This window comes from Streptomyces luteosporeus, from assembly GCF_039532865.1.
Taxonomy (GTDB): domain Bacteria; phylum Actinomycetota; class Actinomycetes; order Streptomycetales; family Streptomycetaceae; genus Streptomyces; species Streptomyces luteosporeus.
In genome coordinates this window covers 135,780-152,124 of the sequence record NZ_BAAASL010000014.1, presented here as the reverse complement: position 1 = coordinate 152,124, position 16,345 = coordinate 135,780, and the positions used below count along the sequence as shown (strand labels likewise).

12 protein-coding genes are annotated in these 16,345 nt (G+C 72.8%); 2 read left to right on the top strand and 10 right to left on the bottom strand.

Annotated elements, in window-relative coordinates:
- Window positions 1-3 precede the first annotated feature (3 nt).
- From ABD361_RS19765 to ABD361_RS19745, 5 genes are all read right to left on the bottom strand, one after another.
- Window positions 4-2,322 carry an ABC transporter permease gene (locus ABD361_RS19765; protein ID WP_344436681.1) on the bottom strand — a complete coding sequence of 773 codons (2,319 nt, stop codon included), beginning with the start codon at window positions 2,320-2,322 and terminating at the stop codon, window positions 4-6.
- Entirely contained in the window at window positions 2,319-3,008 is a 690-nt protein-coding gene (locus tag ABD361_RS19760; RefSeq protein ID WP_344436682.1) for an ABC transporter ATP-binding protein, read from the bottom strand. The genes ABD361_RS19765 and ABD361_RS19760 overlap by 4 nt, the downstream gene beginning before the upstream one ends.
- Window positions 3,005-3,532: a PadR family transcriptional regulator gene (locus ABD361_RS19755; RefSeq protein WP_344436683.1), complete on the bottom strand. Its 528-nt coding sequence runs from the start codon at window positions 3,530-3,532 to the stop codon at window positions 3,005-3,007. Before ABD361_RS19755 ends, ABD361_RS19760 begins: the two co-directional genes overlap by 4 nt.
- 107 nt (window positions 3,533-3,639) lie before the next feature.
- Window positions 3,640-3,873, bottom strand: a complete 234-nt coding sequence (locus ABD361_RS19750) for a type II toxin-antitoxin system antitoxin (protein ID WP_344436684.1) — start codon at window positions 3,871-3,873, stop codon at window positions 3,640-3,642.
- Window positions 3,870-4,814, bottom strand: a complete 945-nt coding sequence (locus ABD361_RS19745; protein ID WP_344436685.1) for an SPFH domain-containing protein — start codon at window positions 4,812-4,814, stop codon at window positions 3,870-3,872. Before ABD361_RS19745 ends, ABD361_RS19750 begins: the two co-directional genes overlap by 4 nt.
- A 241-nt stretch (window positions 4,815-5,055) precedes the next feature.
- Here ABD361_RS19745 and ABD361_RS19740 point away from each other — a divergent pair, with 241 nt between their 5' ends.
- Window positions 5,056-7,350: a transglycosylase domain-containing protein gene (locus tag ABD361_RS19740; protein ID WP_344436686.1), complete on the top strand. Its 2,295-nt coding sequence runs from the start codon at window positions 5,056-5,058 to the stop codon at window positions 7,348-7,350.
- Between the two features lie 64 nt (window positions 7,351-7,414).
- Here ABD361_RS19740 and ABD361_RS19735 read toward each other — a convergent pair whose 3' ends face one another.
- From ABD361_RS19735 to ABD361_RS19715, 5 genes are all read right to left on the bottom strand, one after another.
- Complete coding sequence (locus ABD361_RS19735) at window positions 7,415-8,896, bottom strand: catalase (RefSeq protein WP_344436687.1); 1,482 nt, start codon at window positions 8,894-8,896, stop codon at window positions 7,415-7,417.
- A 103-nt stretch (window positions 8,897-8,999) separates the two neighbouring features.
- Window positions 9,000-10,979 (bottom strand): SpoIIE family protein phosphatase, encoded by a 1,980-nt coding sequence (locus ABD361_RS19730; RefSeq protein ID WP_425583268.1) that lies wholly within the window; start codon window positions 10,977-10,979, stop codon window positions 9,000-9,002.
- Window positions 10,980-11,717: 738 nt separating this feature from the next.
- Complete coding sequence (locus tag ABD361_RS19725) at window positions 11,718-12,392, bottom strand: class I SAM-dependent DNA methyltransferase (RefSeq protein WP_344436688.1); 675 nt, start codon at window positions 12,390-12,392, stop codon at window positions 11,718-11,720.
- Window positions 12,389-13,180: a cytidylyl-2-hydroxypropylphosphonate hydrolase gene (gene fomD, locus ABD361_RS19720; RefSeq protein WP_344436689.1), complete on the bottom strand. Its 792-nt coding sequence runs from the start codon at window positions 13,178-13,180 to the stop codon at window positions 12,389-12,391. Before fomD ends, ABD361_RS19725 begins: the two co-directional genes overlap by 4 nt.
- Window positions 13,181-13,255: 75 nt before the next feature.
- Window positions 13,256-14,650: a class II fumarate hydratase gene (locus tag ABD361_RS19715; RefSeq protein ID WP_344436690.1), complete on the bottom strand. Its 1,395-nt coding sequence runs from the start codon at window positions 14,648-14,650 to the stop codon at window positions 13,256-13,258.
- A gap of 107 nt (window positions 14,651-14,757) precedes the next feature.
- On the opposite strand from ABD361_RS19715, the gene ABD361_RS19710 reads away from it, so the two are divergent.
- Window positions 14,758-16,290, top strand: a complete 1,533-nt coding sequence (locus ABD361_RS19710; protein ID WP_344436692.1) for a ricin-type beta-trefoil lectin domain protein — start codon at window positions 14,758-14,760, stop codon at window positions 16,288-16,290.
- The last annotated feature ends 55 nt before the right edge of the window (window positions 16,291-16,345 follow it).

The window sequence follows — 16,345 nt, the reverse complement described above, 5'->3', positions numbered from 1 at the left end:
CTGCTACTCGGCCCGCAGGCCGTCCGGGCGCATCATCCGCCACAGCGCCGGCAGCGCGGCGAGCGTGACGAGGGTGATGACGCCCAGGCCCGCGCCCACGATCGGCACGAAGCCGAACCAGTCGGCCACCCGCAGCGGCGTCATCGTCATGACCAGCCGGCCCAGCCCCAGCCCGAAGGCCACGGCCAGCATCATGCCGAGGACCACCGGGACGGCCGTTTGCCAGATCACGGACCAGGCGATGACCGACCGGCTCGCGCCGAAGGCCGCGAGCACCGACAGCGCCGACCTGCGCTCGCGCAGCTGCTCCACCGTCGCCAGCATCAGGCTCACCGCGACGAGGCCGAGGGCCAGGGCCGTACCGCCCGGCAGGAGGCGCAGCAGGGAGCGGTAGTCGGACTCACCGGTGCCGGAGGCGAGGCGGGACTCGAAGACGTTGACCTCGCTGGATGCGGCCGCCGCGGCATTGCGTACGTGCTCCACGGCGTCCGGCACCCGGGGGTCCAGCCGCGCGATCACCTTCGCCCCGGCGTCCCGGACGCCCGCGGTGGGCACGGCCGAGGGAGTGGCCAGGATGCCGGTGGTCCAGTGCTGCAGGACCCCCTCGCCCTCGGGCTCCACGACGCGGGCTGCCGGCGGCACCGTCCAGTGCGTGCGGCTGTCCGGCGCACCGGGCAGAACCACCTTCATGCCCGGCTGCGGCACGGGCCCGTACGAGTGGGGCGGCTGGTGGACAAGGAAGGAGTCGCCGTCGCGGCACTCGCCCACCCGGGCCAGCAGGCGCAGGCCGGCACAGTCGGCGACCGTCAGCTCGTGGACGCCCACCGCGTCCTCCCGGTCGACCAGCATGGTGGTGAATCCGGCGGCCTCCCGCACGCCCTCGGCGCCGCGGACCTTCGCCACCAGCGACTGCACCTGGGGGCCGGAGGCCACGTCCATCATCATGCGGACGGTCGCCGCCCGGTCGCTGCCGGCGGCAGCGGGCTCCTCGGTGGGGATCCCGCTGTAGAACATCTGCACCGCCACCGCGCCCGCCACGGCCACGAGGATGCCGGCGACCGTACGGGAGGCCGGGCCGCTGTCCAGCTGCAGGCGGCGCGTGGCCAGCTGCCACGCCGGCGGCCCGCCCCGCAGCCGGCCGACGACGGCCTGCACCACCCAGGGCAACAGCACCGAGACGCCCAGCAGGATCAGAACGGCGGCAGCGGGCACCACCAGCCACTTGTAGCCCAGGAAGAGGGTGTCGAAGACGTTCGCGCTCAGGCCCGCCAGCAGGGCCAGCCCCAACACCGGCAGCGCCACGCGCCACCACAGCCGGCGCCGGCGTGGTGCGCCGCGCACCACGCCCAGCGGCTCGATCGCCACGTCGCGCAGGGCGAACAGCGACACGGCGACGGTCAGCAGCGGTACCGCCACGGCGACGACGACGGCGGAGAGTGGGGAGGGGACGAGGTCGCCGGGGTAGACGCCGACACCGTTCAGGCGCACCCACGGGCCGCCCTGCCGCAGCAGCAGGAAGAGCCCGGTGCCGGCCGCCAGGCCGAACAGCGCGCCGCACAGGGACTCGCCCGCGGCCACCCGGCGCGTCGTCCGGTTGTCCGCGCCCACCAGGCGCAGTGCGGCCAGCCGGCGGTCGCGGCGCTCGCCGCCGAAGCGGGCGGCGGTGGCGATCAGGACGGCGACGGGCAGCAGCATCACCGCACAGGCCAGACCGCCGAGGACGGGAACGTCCTCGCCCAGCGGGGGCATCAGGAAGCGACCGCGGAACGAGGTGATCCGGTGCGGGTCCGACGGCAGGTGGTGACGGATCGCCAGGCGGTCGTCGCCTGCGTAGTAGGCCAGCTCGTCGGGCCCGACGAGGCCGCCCGCACCGATGGTCCCGGCGAGGCGGTGCGGGAGCCGTTCGCGCAGCAGCCTTCCGTCGGGGGAGGCGAGGAGCTCCTTCAGGGCGGGGGAGACCACCATCTCCCCCGGTCGCGGCAGCGCGCTCACCCCGGGCGGTACGGGAGCCTTGGGGCCCTCGGGGCGCACGAGGCGGCCGCGGACGTGCCGGCCGCGGTACTCGGTGTCGGCCTCCTTGATCAGCACGGTGTCCGGACGCGGCCGTGCGAGCTGCTCGCTCCGGGCGCCGTGACGTGCCCTGTCGCGCTCCTCGCGGGCGCCCACCGCCTCGGGCAGCGCGGCCAGTACGAGCAGTAACGCCACGCCGATGCCGACGCCGAGTGCTGTCAGCGCCGTGCGCAGCCACCCCGCGCGACCGCCGGTGACGGCGAAGCGGGCGCCCATGGCCAGGTCGCGCGCGTACGTCCGCAGGAAGGTCATCGCAGCGCCCCCGCCATGTCCCGGACGCGGCCGTCGCGCACGACGACCTCGCGGTCGGAGTAGGCGGCCACGCGGGCGTCGTGGGTGACCAGCACGACGGCCGCCCGGGAGGCCCGGGCCGCATCGGTCAGCAGCTGCATGACGCGCTCGCTGTTGAGCGAGTCCAGGGCGCCCGTCGGCTCGTCCGCGAAGATCACGGCCGGCTCGGTGACCAGGGCACGGGCCACGGCCACGCGCTGCGCCTGACCGCCCGATATCTCCCCGGGGCGCTTGCGCTCCACGCCGGCCACTTCGAGGGCGTCCAGCCACTCGGCGGCCTTGCGCTCCGCCGCACGGCGGCCCACGCCGCTCAGGCGCAGCGGCATCGCGACGTTCTCGGCGCAGGTCAGCTCGGGGACGAGCCGGCCGAACTGGAAGACGAAGCCGAAGTCCGTGCGGCGCAGCGCACTGCGCTCGGAGTCCGGCATCGCCGTCAGCTCCCGGCCCGCGTAGCAGACGGTGCCGGCGTCCGGCCGCACGATGCCGGCCAGGCAGTGCAGTAGCGTCGACTTGCCGGAACCGGAGGGGCCCATGACGGCCACGACCTCGCCGGGGTGCACGGAGAACTCCGCGTCGTCCAGGGCGCGGGTCAGGCCGTACGCCTTGTGCAGGCCGGTGGCGGCCAGCAGTGAACCGGCGGGCGTCACGGGCGCACCACCGTGTCGGCGAGCCGGTCCAGGCGGGCGGCGGTGATCTCCAGCCAGCGCAGGTCGGCCTCCAGGTGGAACAGGGCGTGGTCGCAGATCAGCTGGTCGGCGAGGTCCCCCTCGCGCTTGCGCTGCGTCAGCTCGCGCATCAGCCGCAGGTGCTCCGCGCGCTGCGCGTCGAGCACGCCGGTGGCGTCGCGGCCGGTCATCAGGGCGAGGACGACCTTGGTGTAGAGGGTCGACTGCAGGTACGGCTCGGGCTTCTCTGGCCGCTCCAGCCACGAGGCGACGTCGGTGACGCCGGCGTCGGTGATGGCGTAGCGCTTGCGGTCGGGGCCGTCGCCCTGCTCGATGCCGTCGACTTCGACCAGGCCGTTCTTCAGCAGGCGCGACATGGTGGCGTAGACCTGGCCGTAGTGGAGCGGGCGGTCGTGGCCGAAGCGCTCGTCGAAGGCGCGCTTGAGGTCATAGCCGTGGCGGGGGCCGGCCTCCAGGAGGCCGAGCAGGGTGTGTCCGATTGACATGGGCGGGACTCTACATCGTGTGTATACATGATGTGTATAGCCGCGCCGGAAACGCCGGACGGGCCGACGCGGTGGCCGGCCCGTCCGGCGATCACCGGGGACAGGGGTCAGGAGTCCTTCGGCGGACGCCCGCGGCGGCGGATGGCGGAGACGTCCGAGGGCAGGCGGCCCGCCTCGTGCAGCGCCTTGCGCAGCAGGAACTCGATCTGCGCGTTCGCGCTGCGCAGCTCGTCCGCCGCCCACCGCGTCAGCGCGTCGTGCACCTGCGGGTCCAGCCGCAGCAGCACCTGCTTGCGCTGCTGCGGCCGGCGCGGTGCGGCTCCCGCACCCTCCTCCGTCACTGGTAGAGGGTGCCGGTGTTCAGGACGGGCTGGGCGGCCCGGTCACCGCACAGCACCACCATCAGGTTGCTGACCATGGCCGCCTTCCTCTCCTCGTCCAGGGCGACGATGTCCTGTTCCATGATCCGCTCCAGGGCCATCTCGACCATGCCCACCGCGCCCTCGACGATCATTTTGCGGGCCGCGACGACCGCGCCGGCCTGCTGGCGCTGGAGCATCGCCGAGGCGATCTCGGGGGCGTACGCGAGATGGGTGAAGCGCGACTCGATGATGCGTACACCGGCGGCCTCGACCCGGGCGTGCAGTTCGAGCGCCAGCTTCTCGGTGATCTCCTCCGCGTTGCCGCGCAGGGACAGCGCGTCCTCGTCGTGCGCGTCATAGGGGTACTCGATGGCGATGTGCCGCACGGCCGCCTCGGTCTGGGTGGCCACGAACTCCTGGAAGTCCTCCACCTCGAACATCGCCTGCGCGGTGTCCTCCACCCGCCACACCACGACCGCGGCGAGCTCGATGGGGTTGCCGTACGCGTCGTTCACCTTCATGACGGCGGTCTCGTGGTTGCGCACCCGGGTGGAGAGGGAGCGCCGGCTGGTGAAGGGGTTCACCCAGCGCAGGCCCTCGGTGCGGATCGTGCCGCGGTAGCGGCCGAAGAGCTGGACGACCTGCGCCTCGCCGGGGGCGATGGTGTTCAGGCCCGCCATGGCGATCAGGGAGCAGACGCCGACGGAGATGCCCACGAAGATGAGCGCGACGGTCACCCCGCCCGGGACGTGCGAGCTGGTGACCCCGCCGGCGACGACGAGGCCGGTGCCGACGAGCAGGCCGATCAGACCGAACAGGAGTGCGAGTCCGCCGCCTATGTCGTTGGCGGGCTTCTCCGTCACGCGCGGGCGGTCCGCGAAGCGGGGAACGTCGGGGCTGGTGTCGGGCGTCTCGGGCATGGGAGGTCCCCCGGTTCGGTCGGTGCCGTGCACCCTCGTGCACTGCCTATCAAAGTGATAGCACATTATCGTCCTTGATCACTCCTGTACGGTTTCCCGCGCGACTCCGTACCGGGTTCCCGCCACCCGGGGTGCTGTATGTCACGTCCGTTATTGCCGTGATCGATGGGCGTTTGGTGGCAGTTGCGGTGTTAGCTTCATGAGCTGGGTTGGGGGCGGACGGACTGGAGCTACAGGAGAAATGGGCCGAGCTGAAGCGCGACGAGCGCAGAAGAAGGGCGGCCGCCCGGCACGGGGCGGCGGGAAACCCAGAAAGACCGGCATACGCCGGTTCTTCACCTGGAAGTTGCTGCTGGCCTACTTCGTGGGCCTGATCGGCCTCGCCGCCGGTGCGTTCTACGCGCTCTACCTGTACGTGGACGTTCCCGGCGAAGGGAACAAAGCCGCGCAGGCGCAGAGCAACGTCTACAAGAACCAGAAGGGCGAGATCATCGCCCGCCTCGGCGAGGTCAACCGCGAGGAGGTGCCCCTCTCCAAGGTCCCCAAGGACGTCCAGAACGCGGTCGTCGCGGCCGAGAACAAGAACTTCTGGACCGACCCCGGCGTCGACCTCAAGGGCACCGCGCGCGGCATCCTCAACACCGTCATGGGCCGCGGCAAGCAGGGTGGTTCCACCATCACCCAGCAGTACGTCAAGAACTACTACCTGGACCAGCGCCAGACCGTCAGCCGCAAGGTGAAGGAACTCATCATCTCGCTGAAGGTCCAGGACAAGAAGGACAAGACCGAGATCCTCGCGGGGTACCTGAACACCAGCTACTTCGGTCGCAACGCCTCCGGCATCCAGGCGGCCTCCCGCGCCTACTACGGCAAGGACGTCGACAAGCTCAGCCTGGAGGAGGGCGCCTACCTCGCCGCCCTGCTGCAGGCGCCGAGCCAGTACGACTGGGGCACGGCCACCGACGCCGGCAAGCGCAACGTCGAGGCGCGCTGGAACTACGTCCTCGACAAGATGGTCGAGCAGAAGTGGCTCGACCCCGAGAAGCGCAAGGCGATGAAGTTCAAGCCGCCGGGCCAGCCCAAGCCCCCGGCCGGCCTCACCGGCCAGAACGGCTACCTCGTCCAGGCCGCGCGCGAGGAGATGATCCGCGACCTCAAGCGCCAGGGCCGCCCCGAGAGCGACTTCGCCGCCGGCGGCTGGACGATCACGCTGAGCATCGACCCGAAGAAGCAGGCCGCGCTCGAAAAGGCGATGAAGAACCAGCTGCTCGACGACCTGGACCCGAAGGCCCGCGAGGTCGACGGCCACGTCCAGCCGGGCGCCGTCTCCGTCGACGCCAAGACCGGTCACGTCGTGGCCCTCTACGGCGGCCAGGACTTCCTCAAGCACCAGCTCAGCAACGCCACGCGCGGCGACTACCAGCCCGCGTCCACGTTCAAGCCGCTGATCCTGGCCTCGGCCCTGCAGAACGAGTCGAAGACCCAGGGCGGGCAGCCGATCACGCCGTCCACGACGTACGACGGCACCAACAAGCGTCCGGTCGTCGGACCGGGCGGCGACGGCTTCGCCCCCGAGAACGAGGACGGCTACTCCAAGCCTGCCGTCACCGTGCAGCAGGCGATGAACGACTCGGTCAACACCGTCTTCGCGCAGATGGCCGTCGACGTCGGCCTGGCGAAGGTCAAGAAGACCGCCGTCGAGCTCGGCATGAAGAGCGACTTCGAAGAGGTCCCCTCCATGTCGCTGGGCTCCATGGGCGCGAGCCCGCTGGAGATGGCGGGCGTCTACGCCACCCTCGACAACCACGGCAAGAAGACCACACCCAGCATCATCAAGTCCGTGTCCTGGAAGGGCGAGAACTACAAGCTCCCCAACCCGGTCGCCGACGAGCGCGTGGTCTCCCGCAACACCGCCGACGGCGTCACCTCCGTCATGACCGGTGTGGTCGAGGACGGTACGGCGAACGTCGTCGCCAGCGGCCGCTACCAGGTGGCAGGCAAGACCGGTACCTCCGACGACGACAAGTCGGCCTGGTTCACCGCCTACACCCCCGGCCTGGTCACCTCCGTCGGTCTCTTCGGTGAGGGCCAGGGCGGCAAGCAGGTGACCCTGCAGGGCACGGGCGGCGGCGGCCGCGTCAACGGTGGTACGTACCCCGCGAAGATCTGGGCCGCCTACACCTCCTCCGTCTTCGACGACGAGGACGACGACGCCAAGTTCGAGCTGGAGACGCAGGACAAGTACGTCCCGCCGGTCGCCCCGGCCCGTACGCCCTCCGGCAACGCCTCGCCCGGCGCCTCGAAGTCCCCCTCGGGCACCCCGTCGGGCACTCGCTCTCCGTCGAGCTCGTCCTCGGGCTCCCCGTCCGGCAACACGCGCTCGCCGTCCACCGGCCCGTCGCACCACACGCCGCCCGGCCCGACGTCGAGCAGCTCGTCCGGCAACCCGCCGAAGCCGACGAACAGCGGAGGCACCGGGGGCGACCCCAACACCCGGCCCAACGGTGGGGTCAACCCGCCCCCGCCGTCGTTCTGACCCACGGCGACGTGAACAGCAGCCGGCCGTCCTCCCCTGAAGGGGAGGACGGCCGGCTGCTTTGTCATCCGCCGTTGACCTTGGTGGCGATCCGGTCGCCCGTCTCCTTGTCGATGTTGCGCCAGTACTGCAGGGCGCGGGAGAGGACGGGGGCGGTCACGCCTGCCCTCAGGTGTCCCGCGACGTTCTCCACCAGGCGCTCGCGCGCCGCGTCGTCCAGGACCTGGCGGACGAGCGTGCCGGGCTGGCCCCAGTCGTCGTCCTCGCGGTGCAGCTTGTACGCCTCGCGCACCATCTCGCCGGCCGCCGCCCAGCCGGCGATGTCGCCGAAGCGGGTGGTGTCGGCCGCCGGGCCGCCGTAGGAGTTGGGCGCGTACGGGCGGGCGGCGCGGGACGGCTCGTAGCGCATGGCGCCGTCCTTGGCGTAGGAGTTCACCGGGGCCTGCGGGCGGTTGGGCGGCAGCTGGGTGTAGTTGGGGCCGATGCGGTAGCGGTGGGTGTCCGGGTAGGAGAAGAGCCGGCCCAGCAGCATCTTGTCCGGGGAGGGGCCGATGCCGGGCACCAGGTTGGAGGGCTCGAAGGCGGCCTGCTCGATGTGGACGAAGTAGTCCTCGGGGTTGCGGTCGAGGGTGAGCCGGCCGACCTCGATCAGCGGGTAGTCGCCGTGCGGCCACACCTTGGTCAGGTCGAAGGGGTTGAAGCGGTAGTCCGCGGCGTCCTCGAACGGCATCACCTGCACGAACATCGTCCAGCTCGGGGCGTCGCCGCGGGCGATGGAGTCGAACAGGTCGCGGCGGTGGAAGTCGGCGTCCTCGCCGGCCAGGCGGTCGGCGTCGGCCTGGGTGAGGAACTCGATGCCCTGGTCGGTCTTGATGTGGTACTTGACCCAGAACTTCTCCCCGCCCCCATTGATCCACATGTAGGTGTGGGAGCCGTAGCCGTTCATGTGGCGCCAGGTCCGCGGGATGCCGCGGTCGCCCATCAGCCAGGTGACCTGGTGCGCCGACTCGGGCGAGAGGGTCCAGAAGTCCCACTGCATGTCGTGGTCGCGCAGGCCGCTGTCGGGGCGGCGCTTCTGCGAGCGGATGAAGTCCTGGAACTTGATCGGGTCCCGCACGAAGAACACGGGGGTGTTGTTGCCGACCAGGTCGTAGTTGCCCTCGCGGGTGTAGAACTTCAGCGCGAAACCGCGCGGATCGCGCCAGGTGTCGGGCGAGCCCTGCTCGCCGGCCACGGTCGAGAAGCGGGCCAGCGCCTCGGTGCGGCTGCCCGGCCGGAAGAGGTCGGCCTTGGTGAACTGGCTGACGTCGTTGGTCACCTCGAAGCGCCCGTACGCGCCGCCGCCCTTGGCGTGGACCACCCGTTCGGGGATCCGTTCGCGGTTGAACTGGGCCATCTTCTCGATGAGGTAGTGATCCTGGAGCAGGACGGGGCCGGTGTCGCCGATGGTGAGCGAGTGCTCGTCGCTCTCCACCGGGATACCGACGTTGTTCGTGGTGTACGCGGCCTGCTGGGTGTACGGGGTGCTGTGCGCCGAATCGGCCATGGGACGCCTCCCGAACGAGGAACGTGCGGGGGCGGAGGGAAGCCGCCCCTCGACCGGGCCAGTCAAGCGCGCCGACACCGCGTCGGCAACAGTGCCGCCACGGTCAGCGGGCGCGCGACGGCAGCGCCAGCTCGAACCACACCACCTTCCCCGTGCTCAGCCGCGTGGCACCCCAGCGCCGGGCCATCCTGTTGACCAGGTACAGACCCCGGCCGCCCTCGTCCGACGGCCGCGCCTGCCGCAGCCGCGGCAGCTGCGGCACGTCGTCGCCGACCTCGCAGCGCAGCACGTCCGTGCGCAGCAGCCGCAGCGTTATCGGACGCTCGGCGTACCGCACGGCATTGGTGATCACCTCGCTGACCAGCAGCTCCACCCCGTCCGTGAGCTCCTCCAGATCCCACCGGGCCAGCGCCCTGCGGGCCAGGCGGCGCGCCTCGCGCGGCGTCTGCGGGCGCGGGTCGAGGAACCAGTACGCCACGTCGCTCGGCGCGATGCCCTCGAAACGGGCCGCCAGCAGCGCGATGTCGTCGTCCCGGTCCCCCGGGCCGAGCATGCCCAGCACCTCGTCGCACAGCGGCTCCAGCGGAGGCGGATTGGGGCCCGTCAGACGCGCGGTCTCGATGAGCCGCTCACGCAGCTGCTCTATCCCCGTCCACACGTCCCGCATCCGGGACTCCACCAGACCGTCGGTGTACAGCAGCAGCGTCGCCCCGGCCGGCGCGTCCAGCTCCACCGCCTCGAAGTCCACCCCGCCCACGCCGATCGGCGCGCCCGGCGGCACCCGCAGCACCTCCGCCCGGCCGCCGCGGTGCAGCAGCACCGGCGGCGGATGCCCGGCGTTGGCGATCACGATGCGGTGCGCGACCGGGTCGTACACCGCGTACAGGCACGTCGCCATCCGGTCGCTGCCCAGGCGCTGCGCCTGCTCGTCGAGGTGGTGCAGCACCTCCTGCGGCGGCAGGTCCAGGCCCGCCAGGGTCTGCGCGGTCGTCCGCAGCTGACCCATGATCGCCGCGGACGTCATCGAGTGGCCCATGACGTCGCCGACGACGAGCGCCACGCGGTTGCCGGGCAACGGGATCGCGTCGTACCAGTCGCCGCCGACCCGGGCCGTCTCCGCCGCCGGCAGATAGCGGCTGGCCAGCCGCACGCCCGTCGGCTGCGGCAGCGAGTCCGGCAGCATCGTGCGCTGCAACTCGTCGGCGATGTACACCTCGCGGCCGTACAGCACGGCCTTGTCCACGCCGAGCGCCGTGTGCGTCGCCAGCTGCGCCGCCACCAGCAGGTCGTCGCCCTCGAACGGCGGCCGGTCCAGGCGGCGGACGAACACGGCCGCGCCGATCACCCGGCGCCGGCCGCGCAACGGCGCCAGGATCGTACGGTGGCGATCCGGCACGTGCCGGCCCTCGCCGAGCAGTTCGGGCAGGGCCGCCCGCGCGGCCGAGGAGTCCCCGAACACCGGCCGGACCCCCCTCAGCACCTCCGCGAGCGGCCCGCCTATGCGCACCTCGCAGCGCTCCGCCGCCGTCTCCGTCAGCTCCGGGCCGGGATCCGGACTCTCCTGCGCACTGTCCGGCAACCGGTCCGTGCGGCGCAGCCGCAGCACCACCGGACCCACGGGCCGCTCGTCGCCGACGGGCAGCGGATCGCGGAGATAGACGAGGATCGCGTCCGCGAACGTGGGCACGGTGGCCCGGCACAGGCCCAGCACGATCTCGTCCAGATCGATGCCACGGGCGATACGGCGGGTCGCGGCGCCCACGAAACGCAGCCGCTCGCCGCCGCCGGAGGCGCCGGCCGCGGCCTGCGCCAGACCGGCCGTGCCCGGCCCGCCCGTGCCGCCCGCGCCGCCGCCGGGCGGCACGTCGCCGCTGCCGTGGCCGGCGGCGTCCCCGGCGCCGCCGGCACCGCCGCCGCCCGCGTCGGAGGCGGACGCCGTGCCGTCGCGGCTGCCGCGCACGTCCCCGGCCCGCTGGCGGCCACCACGGGCCCGGGGCCGGGCGTGCCCGTCCCCGTCCGCGTCGTCCACGACGGGCGCCTGCGCCGCGCCGCAGTCGGCCGGCTCCTGGTCGGACCCCTCCATGCGCATCCCGGCTCCGGCCCGCGCCCCGGCCCGCACGGCCGGCGCCTTGCGCCGGCTGCGCCGCGGGGTGCCGGTGCCGGTGCCGTCCGCGGCGGGCCGGGCCCGCTCGCCGTCGCCGCCGGCGACGGTGGGTATCTCGCGCCCGAGGCGAGCGGTTGACGTACCGTCAGTTCGGCGTCGGCCCCCCGCCCGCCGCGCGCGGCGCCCGGCGCCCGTACGGGCGCGGTCCGCCGCACCTTCGCCGCCGGCGGGTGCTGCGGCCATGCCGTCCGTCCGGCCCGGGGCGGCCCCGTCGCCCTCCGGACGGCCGGTCGGCTGTCGCGTACGGGCGCCCTCGGCACGGGAGTTGCCCGCACCGCGCGTCTGCCGCGGCACGCGGCCCGCGGCGGTGGGTGGGGTCTCCTCGTGGCCCGTCGGGCGCGGGGCAGGGGTGGCGGGGTTGCCGTCGCGGATGGGCGTTGCGCCCGCGCGGCGTGCCTGGCGCGGCACGCCACCGGTGGGCGCGTCGTCCGCCGGGCGCGGCGTACGGGCCGCGGGGTTGCCGGCGCCCGCAGGGTCCGGCTGGGCCCCGGGCATGGTGCCCGTACGGCCCGTGCGGCCCGTCGGCGCGGTGTCGGGGCGTGCGGGGGTGGCCGCCGGCCGGGGGGCGGGGCGGGGTCTGCCGTGGGAGTTGGGGTGCTCCGTCACGCGTGGGGTTCCATCCGTCGGGGCCGTGCGCCCGGCTGGGGCACACGGGGTTCAGGCGCGGCGCAGGTCGAGGAAGATCTGGATCTCGGGTGGGACGTCCGTACTGGCCGGGGCGTACGCCAGCGCGTTCTCGCCGGCGATGTCGAATCCCGCGTCGCGCACGACCTGCCGCAAGTCGTCCCGCAGGTAACCGGATACCCGGATCGTGTTGCCCAGGAACGGCATGGCGTAGTCGTCGACGTCGGCCTCGACCATCGACAGGGCCAGCAGTCCCCCGGGTCTGAGGAGGTCGTGCAGCATCCGCAGCGCGTACGGGATCTCCGCGCGCGGCAGCATCAGCAGGGAGAAGAAGGCGGCGATGCCGTCGAACGTGCCCAGGTGCCCGTCGCGCAGCCCGGCGAGGTCACCGAGGTGGAAGGCGGCCTCCGGGACGTTGGCGCGGGCGAGGTCGAGCATGCCGGGGGACAGGTCGATGCCGACGACCTCGTGCCCGGCGTCCGCCAGCTGGCGTGCGGTCGGCAGACCGGTGCCGCAGCCGACGTCCAGGACGCGGGAGCCGGGCGGCAGGGTGGTGGCCAGCCAGGCGCCGGAGGCGAGCTGGCCGTCCTTGTGCGGGAATGCCTCGTCGTAGCGGTCGCCGATGGCGTCGAACGCCTCGGCCTGGCCGCTGCGGTCCAGCCCTAAGCGGGCGTAGCCGTCGTAGTCCCGCCGACCGTCAGCGCTCACGGTTGTGCCCCTCCCATAGCTGTGCCGGTACCGCGGAGGCTGATCCTACGATCGTCGCGCGGGGAGTCGGCAAGCGGTTCCGGCCCTGATTCACACCCGGGTTCGCGGTGGGCCGCGGGCGGGCGGTCCCAGTCGGCGGGCAGGGCGGGCACGGGCCAGGCGGGGTCGGGCCGCCAGTCGGGCCAGCCGGCGGCGAAGGGGGCGCCCCAGGATTCGATGAGGTCGACGGCGGCGCGCCCGGCGGCCCGTACGCGCTCGGCGCGTTCGGCGGTGATGAGGCCGACGAGCTGGGCCTGGGCGAACTCGTCCTCGTCCTTCCACTCCCAGCTGCGGTCGGGGTGGACGGAGATGTCGAGGAAGTGGTCCTCGGAGTCGACGCCGCCGGCCCAGCGGGCGAGGGGTTCCTCGAGGTTGACGTACCAGTTGCGGAAGTGCCAGCCCGGGTCCCAGAAGAGCCAGACCGACCAGGGCTCGCCGGGCCGGGCGAGCTTGAGCACGCCCGGCCCGAACCAGCGGGTGACGGTGGTGGTGCGGGGCTTGGTGTAGCGGGTGGCCAGCGGCTCCCGGTGGACGGGCGTGCCGTCGGCGAGGAGGGGTTTGACGCAGTCGGTGCCGGGGGCCATCCAGACGGCGAGCAGGTCGGGGGAGTCCTCGACGACGGTGACGGGCCGGCAGATGTGCACCTGGCCGCTGCGGTTGTCGCGGTAGCGCCACAGGATCTGGTCGCCCGGTGCCCAGGCGCCGTCGCCGGTGGTTCCCGTCGTGTCGTCCGTGGTCTCCGCTGCCATGCACAGATCTTAGGTGCCCGGGCCACCGATGTGCCGTGACCTGCGCCGCAAAGGTACGGTCCAGGCTTCCATGGATTACGGACGCGTCATGCGCAGCACGTCGAGTGCCTCGTCGAGCTGCTCCAGGGTGAGCAGTCCGCGGTCGACGTACCCGGAGTCGAGGACCACCTGCCGGATCGTCCTGCGTTCGGCAAGGGCCTTCTTGGCCACCTTGGCCGCCTCCTCGTAGCCGATGTAGCGGTTGAGGGGGGTGACGACGGACGGGGAGGACTCGGCGTACTCGCGGGCCCGCTCGGCATTGGCCGTGATGCCGTCGACCGTGCGGTCGGCCAGCAGGCGGGAGGCGTTGGCGAGGAGCCGGACCGACTCCAGGAGGTTCCTGGCCATCACCGGCAGCATCACGTTGAGCTCGAAGTTGCCGGCGGCGCCGGCCGTGGCGACGGTGAGGTCGTTGCCGGTGACCTGGGCGGCGACCATGAGCACGGCCTCGCAGACGACCGGGTTGACCTTGCCGGGCATGATCGAGGAGCCGGGCTGCAGGTCGGGCAGGGCGATCTCGGCGAGCCCGGTGCGCGGGCCGGATCCCATCCAGCGCAGGTCGTTGGCGATCTTGGTGAGGCCGACGGCGATGGTCCGCAGCTGCCCGCTGGCCTCCACCAGGCCGTCGCGCGCGCCCTGCGCCTCGAAGTGGTTGCGGGCCTCGGTCAGCGGCAGCCCGGTGACCCGGGCGACCTCGGCGATGACGGCCGGCGAGAAGCCGGGCGGGGTGTTGATGCCGGTGCCCACGGCGGTGCCGCCGAGCGGCAGTTCGGCCAGGCGCGGCAGCGCGGTGCGCAGCCGCTCGACGCCGTGGCGCACCTGGGCGGCGTACCCGCCGAACTCCTGCCCGAGGGTCACCGGGGTGGCGTCCATCAGGTGGGTGCGCCCGGCCTTGACGACGTCCGCGAACTCCGTCGCCTTGCGCTCCAGCGCCGCCGCCAGGTGCTCCAGGGCCGGGATCAGATCGCGGGTGACGGCGGCGGTGGCGGCGATGTGGATCGAGGAGGGGAAGACGTCGTTGGAGGACTGGCTCGCGTTGACGTGGTCGTTGGGGTGCACCGGGCGGCCGAGCCGCTCCGTGGCCAGGGTGGCGACGACCTCGTTGACGTTCATGTTGGAGGACGTGCCCGAGCCGGTCTGGAAGACGTCGACGGGGAAGTGGTCGTCCCAGCGGCCCTCGGCGACCTCCCCGGCCGCCTCCGCGACGGCCGCGGCCACGTCCGCCTCCAGCACCCCCAGCTCGCCGTTGACCTTCGCGGCCGCGGCCTTGATGCGGCCGAGCGCCTCGATGTGGGCGCGTTCCAGCCGCTGCCCGCTGATGGGGAAGTTCTCCACGGCGCGCTGGGTCTGGGCCCGCCACTTGGCGTGGGCGGGAACGCGGACCTCCCCCATCGAGTCGTGCTCGATCCGGAACTGGCCACTGTCGGTCATGGTCATTACCTCCTGACAAACACAGCGTTTGTCTCGTTCCCCGTGTTCCCAAAAGGCCCTCGTGACTACTAAATACCGCGAGTAACAACAGAACTCGGGGAGGCTCCATGTCCCGGACACGCAGACCCACCCTGCGATGTTCCCTCGCCGCGCTCGCCGCCCTCGCGGCGGCGGTCGGCGGACCGACCGTCGGCGGACCGGCGGCGGCCGCCGCCGCGCCCCGCACCACCACCGCGTCCACCCCCCTCGCCCCCGACCTCGAAAAGCTCCGCGCAGCGGAGTCCGTCGAGCTCTACGGCGACGCCGCCGAGCGGCCCATGGACCAGCGCAAGACCTCGCTGCTCTCCCTGGGGGACAGCGAGATCTCCGGCGAGGGCGTCGGAACGTACGAGCCCGGCACCGACGGCCCGGACAACTGGTGCCACCGCTCGCCCGACGCCGCCATCCACCGCACCGGCATACCCGCCGACCTCACGTACAACGTGGCCTGTTCCGGCGCCTCCACCGTCAACATCCGCATCGGCGGCAGCAAGCAGTACGCCGACGAGCTCGTCCAGAGCGACGCCCTGGCCGTCAAGGCCCGCACCACCCGCGTGAAACTGGTGCTCCTCGTCGCCGGCGCCAACGACGACCTGCAGTTCGGCCCCGTGATGACCGACTGCGTCGAGCGCTACCTGCTGCTGCAGGGGCCCTGCGAGCCCAAGTACGCCCCCGGCTGGCAGGCACGCGTCGACGGCCTGGTGCCCAAGGTCGAGGCGACCGTACGGGACCTGCGCAAGGTCATGACGGACGCCGGCTACACCGACGGCGACTACAAACTCGTCGTCATGGGCTACCCCAGCCCCATCGGACCCGACATCGAGGACAACCCCGACTTCCCCGGCAAGATCCCCGGCGGCTGCGTCGGCCACACCTCCGACGCCGCCTGGGGCCGCAACTTTGCGGTGCCCGCCTTCGAACGCGGCATGCGGCAGGTGGCCCGGGACACCGGCGTCTACTTCCTCGACAACTCCCGCCTCTTCCACGGGCACGAGGTGTGCATGGAGGACACCTGGGCGCGCGGGCTGTGGATCGAGCTGTCCAACCCCTTCCCGCCGGACGCCAACTCCGTACGGCAGTCCTTCCACCCCAACCGGGCCGGCCACGGCGCCTTCGCGTCCTGCCTCACCCAGCTGTACCGGTCCGGCTACCGCGAGGCCGGCTGCGCCGACCCCGCGAGCACGGGCACCCCGCAGCTGTACGCGGGGGCGTGGGACGACGCGTACCGGCCGCTGCGCGGCGAAGCGGCGGGCACCTGCGTGGACGCGTACGGCGCCGCCAGCGCCAACGGCACCGCGGTGGGCGGCTGGCCCTGCGCGGCCGGGGCCCGCAACCAGCAGTGGTGGTACGACGCCGGGCGCGGCTCCCTGCACACGGCGCTGACGCACGACCGGTGCGTGGACGTACCGGGCGGCCGCTACGCGGCCGGGACGGCGGTGACGCTGTGGAACTGCCACGGCGGCGCGAACCAGCAGTTCGTGCGGTCGGGCCCGACGCTGCGCCCGACGGCGGCGCAGGACCTGTGCCTGACGCTGGCGGGGGCGAAGGAGCCGGTGCGCCTGCAGAAGTGCGACGGCTCGGGCGCGCAGCGCTTCGCGTAGCGCCACGTACTGCGGGGGGCGGGGGCTTGAGCCCCCGGCCCCCGCAGGTGACTGC

Bases quoted from the DNA above. Each gene is read 5' to 3' on its own strand.
- ABD361_RS19765 (WP_344436681.1), bottom strand. From the start codon at position 2,322: ATGACCTTCCTGCGGACGTACGCGCGCGACCTGGCCATGGGCGCCCGC.
- ABD361_RS19755 (WP_344436683.1), bottom strand. From the start codon at position 3,532: ATGTCAATCGGACACACCCTGCTCGGCCTCCTGGAGGCCGGCCCCCGC.
- ABD361_RS19745 (WP_344436685.1), bottom strand. From the start codon at position 4,814: ATGCCCGAGACGCCCGACACCAGCCCCGACGTTCCCCGCTTCGCGGAC.
- ABD361_RS19740 (WP_344436686.1), top strand. From the start codon at position 5,056: ATGGGCCGAGCTGAAGCGCGACGAGCGCAGAAGAAGGGCGGCCGCCCG.
- ABD361_RS19735 (WP_344436687.1), bottom strand. From the start codon at position 8,896: ATGGCCGATTCGGCGCACAGCACCCCGTACACCCAGCAGGCCGCGTAC.
- ABD361_RS19730 (WP_425583268.1), bottom strand. From the start codon at position 10,979: ATGGAGGGGTCCGACCAGGAGCCGGCCGACTGCGGCGCGGCGCAGGCG.
- fomD (WP_344436689.1), bottom strand. From the start codon at position 13,180: ATGGCAGCGGAGACCACGGACGACACGACGGGAACCACCGGCGACGGC.
- ABD361_RS19715 (WP_344436690.1), bottom strand. From the start codon at position 14,650: ATGACCGACAGTGGCCAGTTCCGGATCGAGCACGACTCGATGGGGGAG.
- ABD361_RS19710 (WP_344436692.1), top strand. From the start codon at position 14,758: ATGTCCCGGACACGCAGACCCACCCTGCGATGTTCCCTCGCCGCGCTC.